The organism is Microcystis sp. M20BS1 (assembly GCF_020245305.1).
Taxonomy (GTDB): Bacteria; Cyanobacteriota; Cyanobacteriia; order Cyanobacteriales; family Microcystaceae; genus Microcystis; species Microcystis ichthyoblabe_A.
The window spans coordinates 1-18450 of the sequence record NZ_JADBUZ010000163.1 but is presented as its reverse complement, the minus strand read 5'-3'; the positions used below and the strand labels follow the sequence as shown (position 1 = coordinate 18450).

General features: G+C 44.0%; 20 protein-coding genes and 1 pseudogene. 9 read left to right on the top strand and 12 right to left on the bottom strand.

Going from position 1 to position 18450, the window contains the following annotated elements; all coding sequences use genetic code 11:
- Positions 1-49: 49 nt before the first annotated feature.
- The 5 genes and pseudogenes from IM507_RS16350 to IM507_RS16330 form a co-directional block, all read right to left on the bottom strand.
- A pseudogene (locus IM507_RS16350) lies at positions 50-481 on the bottom strand (helix-turn-helix domain-containing protein); the annotation flags it as partial.
- Between the two features lie 121 nt (positions 482-602).
- Positions 603-3617, bottom strand: coding sequence for a CHAT domain-containing protein (locus IM507_RS16345; RefSeq protein WP_287637355.1), 3015 nt, complete (start codon positions 3615-3617; stop codon positions 603-605).
- 429 nt (positions 3618-4046) lie between these two features.
- On the bottom strand, positions 4047-4481 hold the full coding sequence (locus IM507_RS16340) for a type II toxin-antitoxin system death-on-curing family toxin (protein WP_123229864.1): 435 nt from the start codon (positions 4479-4481) through the stop codon (positions 4047-4049).
- A 4-nt stretch (positions 4482-4485) separates the two neighbouring features.
- On the bottom strand, positions 4486-4710 hold the full coding sequence (locus IM507_RS16335; RefSeq protein WP_080603334.1) for an AbrB/MazE/SpoVT family DNA-binding domain-containing protein: 225 nt from the start codon (positions 4708-4710) through the stop codon (positions 4486-4488).
- A 66-nt stretch (positions 4711-4776) separates the two neighbouring features.
- On the bottom strand, positions 4777-5028 hold the full coding sequence (locus IM507_RS16330; RefSeq protein ID WP_123229872.1) for a DUF2283 domain-containing protein: 252 nt from the start codon (positions 5026-5028) through the stop codon (positions 4777-4779).
- Positions 5029-5066: 38 nt separating this feature from the next.
- On the opposite strand from IM507_RS16330, the gene IM507_RS16325 reads away from it, so the two are divergent.
- A complete protein-coding gene (locus tag IM507_RS16325) occupies positions 5067-5330 on the top strand; it encodes a hypothetical protein (protein ID WP_002758212.1) in 264 nt (87 codons plus the stop codon).
- The gene (locus IM507_RS16320) at positions 5327-5692 is read left to right on the top strand and encodes a hypothetical protein (RefSeq protein WP_002738073.1); all 366 of its coding nucleotides are present in this window, start codon (positions 5327-5329) and stop codon (positions 5690-5692) included. The genes IM507_RS16325 and IM507_RS16320 overlap by 4 nt, the downstream gene beginning before the upstream one ends.
- Before the next feature lie 25 nt (positions 5693-5717).
- Here the strand turns inward: IM507_RS16320 and IM507_RS16315 are convergent, their stop codons facing one another.
- Positions 5718-6257, bottom strand: coding sequence for a hypothetical protein (locus tag IM507_RS16315; protein WP_123229866.1), 540 nt, complete (start codon positions 6255-6257; stop codon positions 5718-5720).
- Between the two features lie 107 nt (positions 6258-6364).
- Positions 6365-6757: a hypothetical protein gene (locus IM507_RS16310; protein ID WP_002737311.1), complete on the bottom strand. Its 393-nt coding sequence runs from the start codon at positions 6755-6757 to the stop codon at positions 6365-6367.
- A 12-nt stretch (positions 6758-6769) separates the two neighbouring features.
- Here IM507_RS16310 and IM507_RS16305 point away from each other — a divergent pair, with 12 nt between their 5' ends.
- From IM507_RS16305 to IM507_RS16290, 4 genes are all read left to right on the top strand, one after another.
- Positions 6770-7672: a hypothetical protein gene (locus IM507_RS16305; protein ID WP_287637354.1), complete on the top strand. Its 903-nt coding sequence runs from the start codon at positions 6770-6772 to the stop codon at positions 7670-7672.
- 88 nt (positions 7673-7760) lie between these two features.
- Complete coding sequence (locus IM507_RS16300) at positions 7761-7958, top strand: DUF751 family protein (protein WP_002737592.1); 198 nt, start codon at positions 7761-7763, stop codon at positions 7956-7958.
- A 41-nt stretch (positions 7959-7999) separates the two neighbouring features.
- Positions 8000-8392, top strand: coding sequence for a 30S ribosome-binding factor RbfA (gene rbfA, locus IM507_RS16295; RefSeq protein ID WP_061430326.1), 393 nt, complete (start codon positions 8000-8002; stop codon positions 8390-8392).
- A 100-nt stretch (positions 8393-8492) separates the two neighbouring features.
- On the top strand, positions 8493-10073 hold the full coding sequence (locus IM507_RS16290) for a glycoside hydrolase family 3 N-terminal domain-containing protein (RefSeq protein ID WP_287637352.1): 1581 nt from the start codon (positions 8493-8495) through the stop codon (positions 10071-10073).
- Here IM507_RS16290 and IM507_RS16285 read toward each other — a convergent pair.
- On the bottom strand, positions 10070-11269 hold the full coding sequence (locus IM507_RS16285; protein WP_287637351.1) for a lipid-A-disaccharide synthase-related protein: 1200 nt from the start codon (positions 11267-11269) through the stop codon (positions 10070-10072). The genes IM507_RS16290 and IM507_RS16285 overlap by 4 nt on opposite strands.
- Positions 11270-11607: 338 nt before the next feature.
- On the opposite strand from IM507_RS16285, the gene tsaE reads away from it, so the two are divergent.
- Together tsaE and IM507_RS16275 are read left to right on the top strand one after the other, a co-directional pair.
- On the top strand, positions 11608-12078 hold the full coding sequence (gene tsaE, locus IM507_RS16280) for a tRNA (adenosine(37)-N6)-threonylcarbamoyltransferase complex ATPase subunit type 1 TsaE (RefSeq protein WP_287637350.1): 471 nt from the start codon (positions 11608-11610) through the stop codon (positions 12076-12078).
- 361 nt (positions 12079-12439) lie between these two features.
- Positions 12440-13525, top strand: a complete 1086-nt coding sequence (locus IM507_RS16275; protein ID WP_287637349.1) for a class I SAM-dependent methyltransferase — start codon at positions 12440-12442, stop codon at positions 13523-13525.
- Positions 13526-13711: 186 nt separating this feature from the next.
- Here IM507_RS16275 and IM507_RS16270 read toward each other — a convergent pair whose 3' ends face one another.
- The 4 genes from IM507_RS16270 to ftsY all read right to left on the bottom strand — a co-directional run bounded on the left by IM507_RS16270 (position 13712) and on the right by ftsY (position 17924).
- Positions 13712-14995, bottom strand: a complete 1284-nt coding sequence (locus IM507_RS16270; protein WP_287637348.1) for a DUF3086 domain-containing protein — start codon at positions 14993-14995, stop codon at positions 13712-13714.
- Positions 14996-15238: 243 nt separating this feature from the next.
- The gene (locus IM507_RS16265; protein ID WP_002735466.1) at positions 15239-15655 is read right to left on the bottom strand and encodes a DUF3119 family protein; all 417 of its coding nucleotides are present in this window, start codon (positions 15653-15655) and stop codon (positions 15239-15241) included.
- A 39-nt stretch (positions 15656-15694) separates the two neighbouring features.
- A complete protein-coding gene (locus IM507_RS16260) occupies positions 15695-16495 on the bottom strand; it encodes a metal ABC transporter ATP-binding protein (protein WP_149107027.1) in 801 nt (266 codons plus the stop codon).
- Positions 16496-16589: 94 nt separating this feature from the next.
- Positions 16590-17924, bottom strand: coding sequence for a signal recognition particle-docking protein FtsY (gene ftsY, locus IM507_RS16255; RefSeq protein ID WP_002751781.1), 1335 nt, complete (start codon positions 17922-17924; stop codon positions 16590-16592).
- A 205-nt stretch (positions 17925-18129) separates the two neighbouring features.
- On the opposite strand from ftsY, the gene IM507_RS16250 reads away from it, so the two are divergent.
- Positions 18130-18450 (top strand): Uma2 family endonuclease (locus IM507_RS16250; protein ID WP_272071985.1); only part of this gene is annotated, 321 nt, incomplete at its 3' end.

Below are 18450 nucleotides of genomic sequence, written 5' to 3'. Positions count from 1 at the left end.
GGATTTAGTGGATTTATGCCGCACTATCGAACCATAACAAGTAACGAAGAGCCAAAAAATTTTTCTGTTTCTTTTTGGGGCGTTCAATGGGAGTTTCCGTTACATCCACTACCCTTACGACCGGTATCTCTGCTTGATTTAGTAGAGCTTTTTTTCCTTTTAAACGGAAGTTTCCCGATTGTGAAAGCATTTTTTCCGTCTTATTTACAGCCTATAGTTAATTCTGATATTTGACCGCTTGTACCAATGTGAAAATATGTTCTATATTCTCGCCAATATTCTAACGTTACTAAAACTTGTTCTTCTATAGATAGTTTAGGTTTCGGTCCGCTTTTAGATACTGAATTAGAGTCGGCTTCAACACTTTTTACTGATTCTACCATCTTACCATCTTTCTATAGGTTTGTTTATACACACCGAAACGGCGTTTGAACTGTTCATCTGATAAGTTTTGATAATCCATATTTTTGCTAATAAACATAGCAAAAGTATGGATGATTTCCTGACCTAAGATTACATTTTATTCTTTTTTCCACTTCCATCTAAAAATCGAGAAAAAAGCAAGGCCTTCCATTATACCATAAAAAAATTATGCAAGAGGTCTAATTAGCAGCCCCAATCAAAATAAAGGGCGACCAAAAATAAGGGTGGCTTTTAATTTGACTCAGTTTGGCCTGTCGCATGGCTTCACTTTTAGTCATACCATTCTTGAGATTTTGATAAAATTGCGTCATAATTTCCGCACTGGTATTATCTTCAGCATTCCAAAGACTGGCTATTACTGATTTAGCACCGGCTCTTTCTAAGACGTAAGCAAGTCCTGAAATTTCCTGACCGTCTGCGTTGGCTTCCTTGGCGGTTTGACAGGCACTCAGGGTGATTAATTCGGTATTTTTTAAGCCTAATAATGCGGCATCGGCGATGTTATATTGCTCTTTATTGGCGAAAAGAATAGTATTAGCTTGCATACCCAAATTAGGACAGCCAGCACGCTTAAAACAGCCATGAGTTCCGAGGTGGAGAATCGAGAAACGCGCCGCTTGAATTTTAAATGTGTCTAGGGTGGCTTTTTCACCGAGATATTTTTCACTTCCGGGAAAGGTTTTGCTGATAGTTTCTGCTTCTATTTCTGTGCCTTTAAGTTCTTCTTGGGTGGGTTTAGGGTTAGCAAATGCTAGACCTTGTAAGGGTTTTCTTTCGGTCGCGGGAGGAGTAGATGTGGAGATGCGAGTTAAATAATAAATTGGATATTTTTCTAGGAGAACTTGGTCATTTTTCTTATCGTAGAGAGTTTCAAAAGGAATATAGCGCAGTTGTCCGGTAGCGATGATGGCGATATTTTTCGGGGAACTGGTGGCGATTTGGGACTCAATGGGACGGATTAAAATCTCGTACAATTTACTACCGGTAACGAGGTAGTCGGCATTTCGACGATCAGCTAATTGGGTACGGTATTCGCTGACGAGTTTATTCAATTCATCGCGTTTTGCATCACTTTGGATAACGGTTAATTTTTCTCTAGTAACGAGAAATAGGGCGACTTTATCGCGGAGGGGAACGGGTTGAATAACGAGGGTATCAGGAGCGATATTTTTCTGTAGTTGGGCGATGTCGGTGGGTTTGGTTTCAAAAAGTTCAGCAATTTCAGGATATTTATCTCCGATAGTTTCCGCATTTTTATACACTTTCTCCTCGAATTGTCGGATCTGTTGTGCCAGTTCTTCCGAGTATTTATCCTGTAGTTGTCGGCGCATTCCTTCGAGTTGTCGATTGTCGGTGTTCCAGTTATCAAGTGCTTTTTGTGCATCGGGATCGGCAACTTTGGCATTAATCAGGCGATTGTAATCGGCAAGATCGGCAGTAGTGGCGAGGTTAAGCCATTGAAAGGCTTTTTCTGGTTGATTTTGCTGGATTAGGACTTCGGCGAGGGTGATAACGGTTCTTTCGTTAGAGGCTAAAAACGATTTTCGATTTTGACCTGCAATATTTTCCCTCGAAATATCTCCCCGTATCTTGAGGATAATGTTGAGGGACTCTTCCAAATTCTTGATCGCTTCTGCGGGTTGATTTATCTTTTGATAAGCAACTCCTAAATTATTTAAAGAATTAGCTTCCCCTTTTAGATCGCCTATTTTCTTCGCAATGTCTAAAGTCTGTTTAAGGTAATCGATCGCTTTTTCGTACTCTCCGAGGAAGTAGTGAGCAACTCCTAAATTGTTTAAAGAAGACCCTTCCTCTTGGCGAAGGCCTATATCCCTCGCCATGGCTAAAGAGTCCCGGTGGTAATTGATCGCTTTTTGATACTGTCCGAGGGATTGGTAAGCATTTCCTAAATTGCCTAAAGATCTGGCTTTACTTCCTTGATCGCCTATTTTCTTCGCAATGTCTAAAGACTTCTGGTGGTCATCGATCGCTTTTTGGTATTGTCCGAGGGATTGGTAAACGTTTCCTAAATTGCCTAAAGAATCGGCTTGCACTTTTAGATCGCCGATTTTCTCAGCGATTTCTAAAGACTGCTGGTGGTAATTGATCGCTTTTTGGTACTGTCCTAGTAAGTGGTAATTAAGTCCTAAATTGTTTAAAGAGGCCGCTTCCCCCTGTCGATCTTTAATCTCCCTCCTGATGTCTAAAGACTGCTGATGGTAATCGATCGCTGTTTGATACTCTCCACGCGATTGGTAAGCGTTTCCTAAATTGTTTAAAGAGGCCGCTTCCCCCTGTCGATCTTTAATCTCCCTCCTGATGTCTAAAGACTGCTGATGGTAATCGATCGCTGTTTGATACTCTCCACGCGATTGGTAAGCGTTTCCTAAATTGTTTAAAGAATTGGCTTCTCCTTGGCGATTAACTATCTCCCTGTTAATGACTAAAGACTTTTCGTGGAGATCGATCGCTTTTTGATATTGTCCGAGGGAAAGATAAGCACTTCCTAAATTGTCTAAAGAAGCCGCTTCTCCCTGACGATTTTTGATTTCTTGATAAATTTTTAAGGCTTTTTCCCACGATTGCAAGGCTTCTCGAAACTGACTTATTTCATATTGTTGAACGCCTTGCTCGAAAAGCTTATCCGCTTCTTTTCGCTGTTTTTCTGCTTCCATTAATACTAAGAGTTTTTCAGCAATTTTTTCTAAATCAGCATCCTTAATTTCTTTTGCGATGGTTAAAGTCTGCTGAAAAAATTCTATGCTCTCCTTAAATTCTCCTAACTCATAGTAAGCCCCACCGAGATATAAAAAGGCGAGGGCTTCTACACGACGTTCTTTTGACTCTTGTGCTATTTTAACCGCATTTTCTAAAACAGAAATAGCTTGACGGTATTGACCGTCGTTAACATAGGCATTGCCTAAATTAGCGGTAGATTTAGCTTCTCCTGAAAGGTCTTTAATTTGCCGGTAGGCTATCACCGCCTGTTGACAGGATTGAATCGCCAATTTTACTTGATTATTATCAAGATTCTGGCGACATAATTGCAAAAGTTGATCCGCTTCTGCTTTCCTCGCATCCGTATTTTGCGCCATCACCGCAGGGACGAGAGAGGAGAGTTTCCCGTTAACAACTGGTAGGGTGACGGTAGCCACTAGGGAAAGAGTAAGTAATGCGTAAAATTTGGGATTCATAGTTATTTCCGCTATCAGTTATTAGTTAATACACCTCATCATGAGTTCCAATGTTAATCAAAACTATCCTATCTGTTTGAGTTTTCTCGTCTCGTTCTAAATAGAAAATGATGAGGCAATCATAACTACAGGAACAAGCTCTCAATTCCTGATATTCTCCCCTGACTCGATTAACATTTCTTGCTGTTCCCTGGGTAATTGACTAACCAACTCCAGCGCGTTTTCAAAGGTAATCATATTGAACTCCCTTGTTAAATTTAATGCGATAACAGTCCTATTTAAGTACGAAGACCTCATCAATGACATGATTTTTCCCCTCGCTAACCCGACATTAGAGGAATCTTTAATAAATGTTTCCTAATCCAATCAGCTAAGGGACTTGCGTGGGAATAATATCCCAATCGATCGGAGGGCGCAAGCTTTGCGCCCCTACAGTAACGGATTTTGTCCACAATGTAGGGGCGAACTGCGTTCGCCCAAAAGGTACATTATCAAAGCGCAAGTCCCTAATTGTTCCTCTGAAAGCTTACCAACAGCAAGATCGATCCATATCTGGTATTTTTCTTCACTAGAAGCTTGAAGATCGTAGCCATTGAGCCTGAGAAAAGTCCTCGTCACTACATAGGCCGTTCTCTTATTCCCATCTACAAAAGGATGATTCTTGACAATCCCATAAGCGTAGGCTGCTGCCAAAGAAGCCATGTCAGGAGGCGACTCAGAATAAGCCAGAAAATTTTGCGGTCGGGAAAGTGCGCTTTCTAGCAACCCCTCATCTCGAATACCCTCTAATCCACCATGCTCGGCTATTTGGCGGTGATGAATCGCGAGAGCTACCCCATCAGCTATCCAGATTAGCTGGTTCATGAGCCTAAGTTGCCAGCTTTCTCAAAATATTCCAGTCTTCGCGCATCACTTCCTCCGCCACTTCCATTTGCTGGACAAATTCGGGGTCGTAGGGTGTAAGCTCAAAGCCATTCGGCGTTTCCAAGACGTAGAGCATATCGCCTTTACTAAGGCGCAGCTTCTCCACCAACTCTTTCGGGAAAATCACCCCCATAGAGTTCCCTACCGTTGTGACTTTTAACTTAATCATCATTTTTTGACTGAGTAAATATATCAATTATAGCACCTCCCATATTTCCTGAATTTCTCACATCACTTAACAATTTAGTATTAACTTTCCGAACCATTGTCTAATCTCTTGTTTTTCACTCTCTTCCAACGGAAAATCAATATTTTTGAATTGTTCGGCCGTTCTCTGTTTGACTGCTAAAATCTCAATCCCTACAATCCTATCCGTCTCATCGTAATCATAGACAATCCCCAGCGCTAGTTCCTCAGAATCAATAACCTTTCCCTCACAACGACGAATATAAGCGGCATTAGCGGCTCGATCATAGTCTATTTTCATATAGCAACCGCCAAGGCAATAAAGATTATAATTACTATATGGTGACATCTTTAACCCCAGCCCAACTAGACAACCTTAACCGCTTTCAAAAACGCCTTCCCCGTCATGCTACCCCAATTCGGATCTATAATCTTCCCAACGGTGGCAAAGCATTTCAAGCAGACGTTCCCGCCAAAAATATTTCCGGTTCCTATGCAACCTACGAAAAACAAATTGATGCGGACGGAATCACTCTCTTTTACACCAAAACAACCTACGCCCCCAACGGTTCTATTGTTCACATCAAACAAAAATACCCATGAAAACTAGACAAGAATACCTCAACGCTTTAGTCAACTTTGACCAACCCCTATCAACTATCCTCCCTATCCTAAAAACCTTTCCTTGGGACAGTAGCGAAGCAATTATCACCCTAAAAAAAGAGCATCTGATCGATATTCTCGATCGCTATCTCAATAACGCTCTATCTGCCACCGACCTAGAAAACTGGGCCGATGCCATCGAATGCAGAGAAGATATCGCCTATAAAACAGATGAGGAAAATCTCATCAATGACATCATCTTTGACCTCGCTAACCCGACCTTAAACGATCCACTATCACCAAAAACAATCGAACAATACATCAGCCAACTTTCCCATTTAAAGTCTTCCTTAATTGCTTAAAAAATAGACCTCTTTTTTGTGAATTTTAATGGGGGTTTACTTGAATCTCAATTTTGTCCGAGGGGTTAAATTTAATTTCCTCGACAACGTAGGAACTCTTACTCGCCACCCCTTCGATCCCTCTTATTTCTAGAGGATCTAGCGAGGTTATAGTTACTTCCGCTTTTCCTTCATTAACATCAATAATTTTGAAATTCTGTAAAGGTTCCTGCCAGCGTTGTCTATTCTGGTTTGGATTGCTTGATTTCTCTTCCCCACGAATAACAAGCGTTCCGCTTTTGATAATAACCTTCCCTTGAAACTCTATCTGTTTGATCTCTTTCATTGCCACTTCTTTTATTTTTGATTCTCTCCCTAAAGCGATCGTTTTTGCTTGGGAATCGAACTTGATTAATCTCCCAGATAGAGAAGTGCCATTTTTTAAAGATACTTTCGTATCATCTGGTACGAATACGGGGATTTTCTTGACGGGAGATCGATCGCCGGTGGCTGGTAGATGATAGCCAGCAAGAGAGGCGATAAAAACTAGGCTAGTTGCGGTTATTATTGGGTAGAGTTTTTTCATCTTTACCTTGCCTGAATGATCGGGATTGGGTTGGTTCTGTTTTCAATCTTGGATGCGGTGGGTTAGCGCTACTCCTAACCCAACCTGCGGTTTTTGTCAATATATTTTTACTTTCCGAAACCTTTTTTCGGGCGGTTTTGTTTGGCAATACGGAGGGCTTTTCCGGTTTTGCCATCCTGTAGTGCGATCCGCATCGATCGCTTTTTCTGGTAGGATTGAATATCCGCCGCTAACGGATGATCGTTATCGATGCGTAGATGGGTTAAAGAACAGATAAGACCCGTTTGTTTTCCCAATTCATTTTTTAGGAAACAAATAATTCCCCCCTCGTCTCCCGTGTAGAAAATTTTATCGATCGAAAACTGGTGATCGGGTTTGTATCGCTCGCCTTTTGTTTCAGCTAGTTTTAACGTTTCGGGAGTTGCACGCACAGGGATTGGTAAACTCGCTTCCATTTTCTCAATTAACAAACGAACTTGTCGGGGATCGTCGATCGACATGGGTTATTCTCCTTGATAAAATACAAAGAACTGGCGATAGAACCCGATCGATCGAGTAGGATAGCGATCGAAAACGCCAATCAGGGACATTTTACCGTGAGCGCTCCGAATTCGCCCCCTCCCGGAACACAGATACTAGGAACCTTCGCCAGTCTTCTCGGTTTGCTGGGGATTTTTCTCTATTTTACGGGATGGATCTATCGGTGGGCCTATTTCGGCTGGTTTAGCCTTGAGATTAACCGTCTGGACTTGCCCTTGCGTTCCTTCCTTTTTGTGCCGATACAGGTCTTCTGTGGCGATTTCGGGGCGTTGCTGCGAACGTTTCTGGCGCTGGTTGCCGTTGCCTTTGCGATTCAATTTACTCTCTGGATTTTGTCTCCCCTGCCATCCTATTCAATTGTCAGTCAATCTAAACGGAAATTTCATCAAAAATTTCAGTTCTTAGGTTTATTAGTCCGGGGAATTCCCGAAGCTCTCCGAAAAGATTTGATCGCTGTTATTTGGCTATTAATTATTCTTTTTTGGTTAGCCCGAATTCAGGGATCGATCGATGCCCGTCGCGATGCAGTTAATGATAGTTCTACCTTACCAGTTATCACTTTAGTTTTACCGGAAAAACAGATAGCGATCGGTCGGAATCCGGAGGATATTTTTACCGATCCTTCTCTCAAAGGTTATCGAATTATCGGTGAGACCAAATTACTCGAAGAGCTGCGGGGAAAAGAAACGAATGATAGCAAAGTTAATCCCCCGCGAGTTTGGCGGTTATTAATCCAAAATAACAATTGGACTTATGTTTTTCGCGGGTTATCCCCTCAGTCGGCAGAAAATGAACGTCCTGCGATTCTAGCCATTCGCGAGGATAAGGAGGGACAATTGATGATTCTCGCGCCAGATGTCCCACAATCCCAGTGAAACTCAATCGGGGAAATTATCGAATTACCCTTGAACATTGAAGCTTACTGCTATAATTACTTACGGACAAAGATAATAAATAAAATTTATGGGCGACTTTTTTGATAACGTGAGCCGTTACCCCCGCTATCTGATTAGCTTTAGTTTAGGGATTTTCTTCGCCTTTTTCGGCTGGTTAGCCCCTTTATTAAAAAATCCCCTCACAGCGATCGCACTTGTGGGCTTTCTGGGGGGAACTTTCGCCTTTCTTTATTTCACCCTCAAAGCCATGCTCGGATTAGCTTGATACAATGGTAAAGGTTTCGCTGTTTTTAGGGGACGAAAATTATGGCCAATGATCGTCGAGTATCTCGCGTGTCCTCGCTAATTAAGCGCGAGGTCAGCCAAATGTTATTAATGGAAATTAAAGATGATCGCGTCGGTGCGGGTATGGTTAGCGTTACCGATGTGGACCTCTCCCACGACCTACAACACGCTAGGATTTTTGTGTCTATCTACGGCAACAAAGATGCAAAGGCCGAAACTATGGCCGGTTTAAAAGCGGCTGCGGGATTCGTCCGGCGCGAACTCGGTCAACGCATCCGTCTGAGACGTACCCCCGAAGTGGTCTTCCTAGAAGATTCTTCTCTTGAACGCGGCGATCGAATGTTACACCTTCTTGATCATATTAAAACCGATCGACCCCCAGAAGATGACGATTCCGCTATCAGTGACCAGTGATCAGTAGAGGATAACTAAATTTAGGCAAAACTGGCAACTTAAAACTTAAACCTGATAACTGATAACTGATAACTTATAACTGATAACTGATAACTGAATAGTGAGCGATCGCATTTTATCCCTAAAAGAACGTATTGGTCAGATGATAGTAGTCCGCGCTTCCGGCTATCTCTTTGACCAACAAATCCGCTATCCTGCTTGGGAACCTGTCAACACCACCCTGAAACATTGGTTAGAAACCCTCCACCTCGGTGGGGTAATTCTATTAGGAGGTAGCGCCGCCGAAATCGCTTTCCGCAGCCAACAATTACAAAGTTGGTCCGGCGATAATCCTCTCCTCATCGCTGCCGATATCGAGGAGGGAGTCGGCCAAAGGTTTTCCGGCGCCACTTGGTTTCCCCCCCCGATGGCTTTAGGAAAAATAGCCGAAAAAAGCTTGACAAAAGCCACAGAATATGCTAGGGAAATGGGAGCAATTACCGCTAAGGAGGCTCTAGCGATCGGGATTAACTGGATTTTAGCCCCAATTGTCGATGTGAACAATAATCCCGACAATCCCGTTATTAATATTCGTTCCTTCGCTGAAACTCCCGAAATCGTCGCTAATCTAGCTCAAGCTTTTATTTTAGGGGCGAATTCCTATCCAGTTTTGACCACGGCCAAACATTTTCCCGGCCACGGTGACACCAGCAATGACTCCCATCTCGATCTTCCCATCATCAACCACGATCATGATCGCCTAGAAGCGATCGAATTGCCCCCCTTTCAAGCGGCGATCGAGTCGGGGGTTGATAGTATTATGTCAGGCCATCTGTTAATTCCCGCTTGGGATGCCGAATTTCCCGCCACTCTTTCCTCGAAAATTCTCGGGGAAAAACTGCGCCAAAATCTCGGTTTTCAGGGTTTAATCGTCACCGATGCCCTGATTATGGGAGGAGTGACTAAAATTGCCAGTGCTGCCGCCATAGCAGTGAGGGCGGTACAGGCGGGGGCTGATATACTGTTAATGCCTCCCGATCCGATCGAAGCGATCGAAGCGGTGTATAGTGCCGTGCAAGCGGGTACAATTAGCGAAGCGAGAATTAATGATTCTTGGCAACGTATTCAACGAGCAAAAGAGAAATTGGGGCAAAGACAGCCATCCTTAGAATCCTTAAGCAGTTTAGCGGCACCGCAAGCTCTAGAGATTGTCAGCGACATTTTAAAAGATTCCCAAACAGTTAGCGCTAATTTACCGATTCAAGCCACTCAAGGCCGCAATTTAATCATTATCGATGATTTACTCAACTGTGACTTTCTCGATCGCTCTTGTCCGGCGGTGACAATGCCCCGACAATGGGGTTATCAAACCCAAATAATCGACCGTAGCACCTTTAATCAGTCCCTCGTCTCCCCAGAAACGACTCTCCTACAAGTATTTATCCGTGGTAATCCTTTTCGGGGTAGTGCCGGATTAAGGGACGAAACGAAAGCTATCTATCAAGCTTTGCTGAAAACTGGACAAATTCAAGCATTGATTGTTTATGGTAGTCCCTACGTTTTCCAGTGGTTTCGTCAACAAAGCGGAGACATTCCCTATCTTTTCAGCTACGGACAACAACCAAGCGCCCAAAAAATCGCCCTAGAAACTATTTTTGAGGGGACCACTAGTGGCGAAAATCAGACCGATACTTTCGTTTAAGGGCAAAAATTGCCTAGTAACCATTGGGCAATGCGATCAGAGGCACCGGCCGATCCCATTCTCTGACGACCATTAAAGGCGATTTCTTGCCACTGTGGGGGATTTTGTAATAAATATTCTAACTTGTCTGGCACTGACTCGGCACTATCGCCCAAGAGAATTGAACAGCCTAATAAACGCTGTTGCAGTTTGGCAAAATGGGGAGTAAATTGTGGTCCAGATCCCGCAATTGTGATCGCCGGTTTACCCAAACCGACGAACTGTTCCGTGGCAGTTCCCGCCATGGCGATCGCTAGATGGCAACGGCCTAAATATTCGGCGTAATCCCTTTGAGAAATAGTTATAAATACCTCTTGACAAATAAACTTATTTGTGCTATGTTCTCGCCAACCCTGGGAAATTAAAGCAGCCGTAAAAGATTCCGGGGGGAGAGAAGGAGCGATCGCCGACAAAAACTCCAGCTTGTAATCGGGAAAACGGCCGATAATGGCGGCCACAGCTGCGAGAATTTGCTGCCAATTGTGGAGAGATTCGGGAAAGCGCGAACCGGGTAGCAGCAGAATATTTAGGCAATCTTGGGGAAAATCGCCCGTTATCGAGGGTAAAAGGTCATCCATCATCGGATTACCCCCATCGACAACGGGAATTGACCACTGTTGTAAAATTTTGCTAGTTAAACTATCCCGGGGAAAAACCCCCCGACAGCGAGGATGAGCCATTAACCAGCGTTCCCAGGGATAATAGTAGGAACCCCAGAGGCGATCGATCATCGAGCTACTATCTAACCATCCCTGCTCATCCCGGAGATAGTATTCTGATTTAGCCGTTCCCACAAAAGCATAATGTGTCCCGCTTAACCAAGCAAGGGCAAGGGGTAAGATATCTCCCACCGCGACAATTTTTCCCCCTTCTTGGCCCCAATTTCTGACCAGACGGTATTGACGGGAGGTTAATCCTAATAAACCCTCCCGCAGATCTCGCCATAATTGTTTGGGATCGCTAGTGATAAAACCCCCAGAGGGCATTTTTTGACCTCGATCGAGAAGGGGAATCCCCAGACGAGTATAAGCATAACCGTTACCCACTAGGGGTAAAGCAGTAATATCCGGACAGTGGGGAGATGATTGCAGTCTTTTAATAATCCGGATCGCGATCTCATCTTCACCGTGGCCATTACTCAAAAATAATAATTTCACTGTTTTTCTTAACTTCTAGCTTAAAGTCCTAAACTTCGGTTGTTTTATTCCCTTCGACCCTAGACAATGCTGATGGTTAGGGAACAATCAATTTTATAAAAGCAGTTAACCAACTCCCATTTAGTCTAATCTACCGGAAGGTTTCGCCGATCGCCTATCTCTGTCCTGATAGCGACCATTTGACCAAAGGTAAGACTAAGAGATAAGAGATTAGTTTAACTGCTTCTATTTTTATCGATCAAAAGACCAAATTTGGCCCCCCAGAGCCAAGAAGGTCAGAAAGCTGCTCTGATCGCTATATTAGAATCAGTGGTTAATTGGCATCCTAGCGGAAAAAAATGATTATCGACTTACCCGATCGAGAAGCTACTGTCAATTTAGGGGAAAAACTGGGGCAAACCTTGGCCTCTGGCAGTGTAATTTTATTAAAAGGCGATTTGGGAGCGGGAAAAACCACCTTAGTACAGGGAATTGGCTTAGGATTGGGTATTCAAGAGCCTATAGCTAGTCCTACCTTCACCCTCGTTAACGAGTATAGCGAAGGCCGCCTTCCTTTGTATCATTTGGATTTGTATCGTTTGCAGGGTCAAGATATCGAGGCGCTGTACCTAGAAAATTATTGGCAGGGAATCGAGGTAGATTTAGGGATAGTGGCGATCGAATGGTCAGAACGTTTAACTTTTTTGCCGGAAAATTATCTAGAGATTACTTTACTCGATCGAGGCGAGCAGGGACGACGAGCGCTGCTCAATTTTGTCGGTGGGGACGAAAAAAATAGCGACCCCACAGGAATCGCTATCGGCACTTGACTCTTTAAGCAATCAAACTTTCGTGGTAACTCTGGGCATCTAAGATAGATGTTGGGTTCGATCCCCCCTTAATCCCCCCTTGATAAGGGGGGAACTGATAGTTTTTAACATCTAAGTAGTTATAAGATGTAAAAAAATAACTGTTTTTTTACCTTTAATTTGCTCTTCCCACGGGGAAACTATCAGCTTTTCAGGGATATAATACTAAAAAAATCGGCAATTTCTGCTAATTTCACACTATCTTTAGATTTATCTTCTATCTTGATGTCTGATCGGTTTTGGCAGTGGTTGACCCTTTTCGCTACTAGGGAATCGTGAAAAGAAAAAAAGTAGCGATCGAGTGCTAATTATGAGATGAGCGATGCAGGAAGAAAAAGCGATATTTAATATCAACAATACTTTTTATCGACCGGAGAGTAAAATCGTCCGAGATTTAGGAGTTTTAGGGGCGGCAATTGCCCAAAAAGAGCGGGGCAGTTTGCGCGTTTTAGAAGTAATGAGCGGCTCTGGTGTGCGAGCGCTCAGGTATTGGTTAGAAAGTGGTGCGGATTGGCTGTGGGTTAATGATGGAAATCCAGAAATTAAGCCAACTTTAGCAGCTAATTTAGAGAATTTATTACAACAGAAAAAAGGCAAAATAACCTATAAATCTGCTCAAGAAGTTCTCCTAGAATGTTATCTTGAAAAAGACCATTACGATCTAGTTGATATTGATGCTTTTGGTTCTCCTGCATCTCTGTTTAGTGCCATTCCTTTAGCCACTAAAATCGGTGGTTTAATTTATCTAACTAATACCGATGGACGGACGCTGACGGGTCATAATCTAGAAAATAGTTTAGCTGATTATGGAGCATCTGCTCGCAATCATCCGGCTGCCCACGAACAGGGATTAAGATTAATTATCGCCGGTTTGCAATTAGAATCGGCCCGGTTAGGTTTAGGAATTACGCCGATTTTTTCCTTTTTTTTCGGTCAAAGTTATCGGGTGATGGTGCGGTTAACGGCTAATAGACAATTAAATAGTCATAACTACGGTTTTCTCGGTTATTGTCATAGCTGCGGGGAATATCAATCAGTGCCTTGGCCGAAGTTAGGCAAGATAGTTTGTTCTGGGGACGGGCAACCTTTAACCTTAACTGGACCCTTGTGGTTAGGCAGTTTACACGATCGCTTTTATCTAGAAAAAATGGCAGATTTAGCCGAGCAATGGCAGTGGAAAAAGGTAGTTAAATTGTTAGAAATAATGAGGGAAGAAAACGATTTTCCTCCCTATTTTTATAGCTTTCGGGAAATTGGTAGAAGGGGCAAATTAGATCTACCTAAAAGGGAAGATTTAATTGCGGCTCTCCTAGAACAAGGTTATCGAGCTGCTGCCACCCATATTAACCCGCAAGCGGTGAAAACTAACGCTTCTTTAGCCCAATGTATCGCACTACTCAAGGACTAATTAGGGTCTGCTGAAAAAGTTTTTCGTGGGGGTAGGGTGTGGGGTGTGGGGTGTAGGGTTTTACCGATTTTCAGGGGGTCAATTTTCCCCCCCGATCACCCCAAGGTCTGGCACTTTTTGATGGGAAAAAAGTCTAAAATTCTTATCCAACAAGGTTTTTAGATTTATTCAGCACACCCTAATTAGTTAATACCAATAACTAGAACTTTGTTGGGGTTCAGGGGCAAAAGCTAACCAGTAGGGGAATTGTAAAAGAGCGAAATTCAGCCGTTCTTCGGTATCATCGATGATAATGAGCGGTGAATACTTATCGTCGATTAAACGTTCCGCTTTTTGGATTAAAGCTTCGGGAGACTCAAAGAGAACGATGCCGCGGTCAGGTCCAAAATCGGCGCGGGAAATGCCGAGACAATCTTGGAGACCGCGCCGCCATTCGCCTAAACGTTCGGGACTATTAGCCAGAACGAGAGAACGGAAGCGATCGCCTTGTAATTCCGCCATAATCGAGATAATTGCCGAAGCGACCAGAATATTCTGGAGACGGCTGCCCATACCGCGAATCGTACCCCGGCCCCCCTGTTTAAAGAACCACTGTTGCACCCGTTCGGCGTGAATTGGTTCAAAAGTGCGCCGTAATTGCCAAGGCGGACCGTAATAGTCAGGGCGACTGCGATAACGGTCTAAAAGAGTTTGTATGCGCTGATTTTGGTCAGAAAAGCCCTGTCTAGGGGTGGATTGCCCCACCGGTTCTGATTCATAACCGGAACGGTTAGAACGACGGGGTTCTTGCCAATTATCCCGGCCCTGGTTACTGCTACGGGGGGGACGGGGAATTTCTCCGCGATCATCCCGGCCTTGACTGCCACGGGATGGACGGGGGTTTTCCTCTCGTTCGGTCCGCTGGGGAGGTTCCACAGGTCGGGGGGATTTTTCGGGGGTTTCAAAGCGGGGTAATTCCAACTGTTCGGCAGCCGCGGCCAAATCCTGTAAACTGCCCACCAGATAGTCTTTAAATCCCTGAACCCGCACGGCTAGATCCTGGGAGACTCCGGCGAAATTACTCCGCATTTCCTGCCGAATCCGCTCACGACGGCGTTCTAACTGTTCGATCGCCACTTCTAAAGCCTGTTTGCGTTGTTCTAGGTCTTTTACGCCTTCCTTGAGCATTCTTTCGATTTGAGCTTTGATATCCCCCAATTCCTCGGCGATCAAGCGTTCTCTTTCCGCTTTTAATGCCGAGATTTCTGCCGCTAGGCTCTGTTTTTGCCGTTCTAGAGCCTCGATTTCTGCCCGCAGGGGTTGCGCTTGGGCTGTGGGAACTAATTCGCCTTCGGGGGCGGTTTCCGATGGCAGGGGATTCTCTACTGGGCGATCGTTCCAGAGATCATCAAAACTAAATTCTTCGACAGATTCATTGGGTAAGTCTGTCATTTTGTCAAGGGGTAAAACATTAAAATCTTCTGAAGTCATCGGCTTTAGAAATGCAGAGCGAACAAAGGGCCAAGGCAGGCAATTAAGTAAGTGGTTCTAATTAATAGACGATATATCTTGCCTTCGATCCCCCCTGCCCCCCTTAATAAGGGGGGTGCCGATAGGCGGGGGATCCCCCCTGCCCCCCTTAATAAGGGGGGTGCCGATAGGCGGGGGGATCTGACAATTTTTAACACCTACCTACTTAAGACGCTATTAGCCAGATTTTATTTTATCTCAATCTTAGTTCGCTTCTGAGTCGATCGCTTGCGGTGCTGCTAAAGGATAGTATTTTTCGAGGCAGAGTCTCAGGGTTGCGCTGTCAAAGATAATGGGCAAAAAATGAATGCTGTTAATTTCTTTGAAATAAAATAGTATCGGGACTTTATTCCAGAAAATCCGCCAATTTTGCCATTCTTGGTAGGGAAAGGAGCGAATTTGTTGCCCGGACAGATAGACATCTAAGGAAGTGGGGGTAAACTGGAGACGAATGCGGGTAGTCTGGAACATCAAGAATAGCCCTAACAGGGAGAAAATTATTCCGAGCCAGACCTGTAAAAAGAGTAAAGGCAGCGATAAAATTACCAAAAACAGGGGAATTCGATAGTTAGGAGCCAGTTCGATCGTTCCTGTTACTTCTTGCGGGGAAATAGTTGTCATCGGTGTCCCTATCGGCAGTCAGCCAAAATATCTTCGCTTCTAGTTTATCGCATTGTTTTTCGAGAAGCGATCGAGATAATCGAGACTCGAGCGGCGATGATCTGGTGGTGTCATGGCATCATAGAAGGAGACTTTACCCCCATATGCACGCCGGAGATTAAAATCAGTTAAGACCTTAGACCGTTGATCGGCGAGGATCAATTCTTTATTTAAGAGGATTAAATCAGCAAAATGGGTGATAGATTCGCCTAAATCATGGTTAACCACCATGACAATTTTATTTTCTTGGGCTAACTCACCAAAGATATTAAAAAGAACCCCCTCGGTTTTTTGATCTACCCCAACGAAAGGTTCATCAAAACAGAAAATCTCCGCTTCTTGGGCCAAAGATCTGGCTAAAAAGACTCTTTGCTGTTGTCCCCCCGACAACTGACCGAGGGGACGATGGCGTAAATCAGCCATTTCCACCCGTTCTAGGGCGTTTAAAGCCTGTTGACGACTAATATGGGAAAAAGGACGAAACCAACCGGTTTTTCTGACTCTCCCCATCATTACCACATCCCAAGCGGTGACGGGATAGGTCCAGTCGATTTGAGATCTTTGGGGAACATAAGCGACTTTATCCAGTTGTTGCTGTAGAGATTGCCCTTGATAGTTAACGCTTCCCTGTTGTACGGGAATTAATCCTAGCATGGCTTTGATCAGGGTACTTTTGCCCGCACCGTTGGGACCGATAATACCGGTTAATCGTCCTGGATAAATTTTCAGGGTGATATCCCGTAGGGCTTCCACGCCGCGATAATATACTCCTAGATGACTAACTGTAATTGTCCTTTGCATAGTTGTTACCCTGAGTCTCCAGTTCTAGCATAGCTAAAAATGAGACAATTATGAAGCAACCATGAAAAGATTATGAAAGATAGGCGGGGTGAGATTAATCGCCACTCAGTAAAGCTTCCACGAATTCGTAACTGGAAAAGGGCCGCAGATCCTCGATTCCTTCCCCAGCACCCACAAAGCGAATCGGTAGGTTAAGCTGACGCGCTACGGCAAGGGCAACACCCCCTTTAGCTGTACCATCGATTTTAGTCAGGATCACGCCGCTTAATTGGGCAGCTTCCGAGAAAACCTCTGCTTGTCGCAGGCCGTTTTGTCCTAAAGTGGCATCGAGAACTAGAAGCGATTCCACCACAGCACTCTCGGCTTTTTTGTCGATAATGCGGCGAATTTTGCTTAATTCTGCCATTAAGTTCTTTTTATTCTGCAATCTTCCCGCCGTATCCACTAAGAGTAATTCTATCTCCCTGGATTTAGCGGCTTCGATGCCATCGTACACCACGGCGGCCGGGTCGGTATTTTTGCCCGGGTTGGCAATGACTTCGACTTGCGATCGCTCTCCCCAAACTTTCACCTGTTCCACGGCAGCAGCGCGAAAGGTGTCGGCAGCGGCGATCATACAGCTATAGCCAGATTGTTTAGATAAATGGGCTAATTTGCCGATAGTCGTCGTTTTACCGACTCCGTTAACTCCCGTGAGCATCCAGATATTTAATTTACCTTTTTCTGGCTCAAAACCGGGGTTGCTATAATTGGCTAAAGGTGCATCTAAAATCTCGCGGATAATTTCTTTGAGATATTCGATCGCTTTTTCGGGGGGCAGAGCTTCCTGTTTTAGCTTATTTTGGAGGGTAGTGATAATATAATCGGTGGCATCTACCCCCACATCGGCCTGAAGCAATAAAGCTTCGATTTCCTCCACCGCATCTTGATTGAGGGGACCCTGACCGACCACGGCCTTAAGCTGATTGACCAAGCTGCGGCGCGTTTTGCCTAAACCCTGACGCAATTTTTTTAACCAGGTGATTTCTTCTTCCGAAACGTCCTCTGCTTGTCGTCCCTGATTGGCTAAAACTTTGGCCGACCAGATAAAATCTTCATCCGGTTCTGTGGGAGTTTCGATGGCGGTTTCTTTGAGAATTTCGAGGCGATCAGATTTTTTCAGCCATGCGGGGGTATTATCCTCGGTTTCTTCTTCTTTAACTGGTTCTTCCTCTTGCGGAGGTTCCGTTTCAGCAATAGATGTTTCAGGGGTTTCGCTCACGACGGCCTCGGCCGTGGCTTTTTTCTCTTGAATATTTTTAAAGGCTTTTTTGGCCCAATCTAAATACTCTTCCTGACTGGTTGCCTCGCTGGGGGTTTCCTCTACGGGTGCGGGGGGTGCTTGTTCTTGTTCGGGTTGGACTTTCTGACGACGGAACCAGTTAAACATAGGAGAAACTAAACATAAAACTATTTATCTAGTTTATTTTAACCTTTGAAGTGAGCAATTTTGATAGTTAGATTTTTAATTGTGGATTTCTCAGCATTTTTTGCTAGAGATTAAGGAAAAAATGATAACCTTGCTCAAGGATAACTTTATCTCTTTTTAGGGAAATGCTGTATCCTAGAAAATAGAATAGGAAGGAGAATCAAAAATGTTAAGCACTACCGAAACTAAATATTATACTCCCGAAGAATATCTCGCTCTGGAGGAAACGTCCGAGGATAAAAATGAATATCGTCAAGGAGAAATTATCCCAATGGTAGGAGCAACAACTAATCACAATCAGATTTGTCTAAATTTTTGCCGTAATTTTCCCTTAAATATCAATAACCAAGATTATTATACCTACATGGAAACGGTGCGTTTATGGCTGTCAGATTATAGCATTTACACCTATCCCGATGTGATGGTGATTAAAGGTCAACCTCTCTATCAAGGGAATAGTCAATCTAACGTGATCAATCCTTTAATT

Bases quoted from the DNA above. Each gene is read 5' to 3' on its own strand.
- IM507_RS16345 (WP_287637355.1), bottom strand. From the start codon at position 3,617: ATGAATCCCAAATTTTACGCATTACTTACTCTTTCCCTAGTGGCTACC.
- IM507_RS16340 (WP_123229864.1), bottom strand. From the start codon at position 4,481: ATGAACCAGCTAATCTGGATAGCTGATGGGGTAGCTCTCGCGATTCAT.
- IM507_RS16335 (WP_080603334.1), bottom strand. From the start codon at position 4,710: ATGATTAAGTTAAAAGTCACAACGGTAGGGAACTCTATGGGGGTGATT.
- IM507_RS16330 (WP_123229872.1), bottom strand. From the start codon at position 5,028: ATGAAAATAGACTATGATCGAGCCGCTAATGCCGCTTATATTCGTCGT.
- IM507_RS16325 (WP_002758212.1), top strand. From the start codon at position 5,067: ATGGTGACATCTTTAACCCCAGCCCAACTAGACAACCTTAACCGCTTT.
- IM507_RS16320 (WP_002738073.1), top strand. From the start codon at position 5,327: ATGAAAACTAGACAAGAATACCTCAACGCTTTAGTCAACTTTGACCAA.
- IM507_RS16315 (WP_123229866.1), bottom strand. From the start codon at position 6,257: ATGAAAAAACTCTACCCAATAATAACCGCAACTAGCCTAGTTTTTATC.
- IM507_RS16310 (WP_002737311.1), bottom strand. From the start codon at position 6,757: ATGTCGATCGACGATCCCCGACAAGTTCGTTTGTTAATTGAGAAAATG.
- IM507_RS16300 (WP_002737592.1), top strand. From the start codon at position 7,761: ATGGGCGACTTTTTTGATAACGTGAGCCGTTACCCCCGCTATCTGATT.
- rbfA (WP_061430326.1), top strand. From the start codon at position 8,000: ATGGCCAATGATCGTCGAGTATCTCGCGTGTCCTCGCTAATTAAGCGC.
- tsaE (WP_287637350.1), top strand. From the start codon at position 11,608: ATGATTATCGACTTACCCGATCGAGAAGCTACTGTCAATTTAGGGGAA.
- IM507_RS16275 (WP_287637349.1), top strand. From the start codon at position 12,440: ATGCAGGAAGAAAAAGCGATATTTAATATCAACAATACTTTTTATCGA.
- IM507_RS16270 (WP_287637348.1), bottom strand. From the start codon at position 14,995: ATGACTTCAGAAGATTTTAATGTTTTACCCCTTGACAAAATGACAGAC.
- IM507_RS16265 (WP_002735466.1), bottom strand. From the start codon at position 15,655: ATGACAACTATTTCCCCGCAAGAAGTAACAGGAACGATCGAACTGGCT.
- IM507_RS16260 (WP_149107027.1), bottom strand. From the start codon at position 16,495: ATGCAAAGGACAATTACAGTTAGTCATCTAGGAGTATATTATCGCGGC.
- ftsY (WP_002751781.1), bottom strand. From the start codon at position 17,924: ATGTTTAACTGGTTCCGTCGTCAGAAAGTCCAACCCGAACAAGAACAA.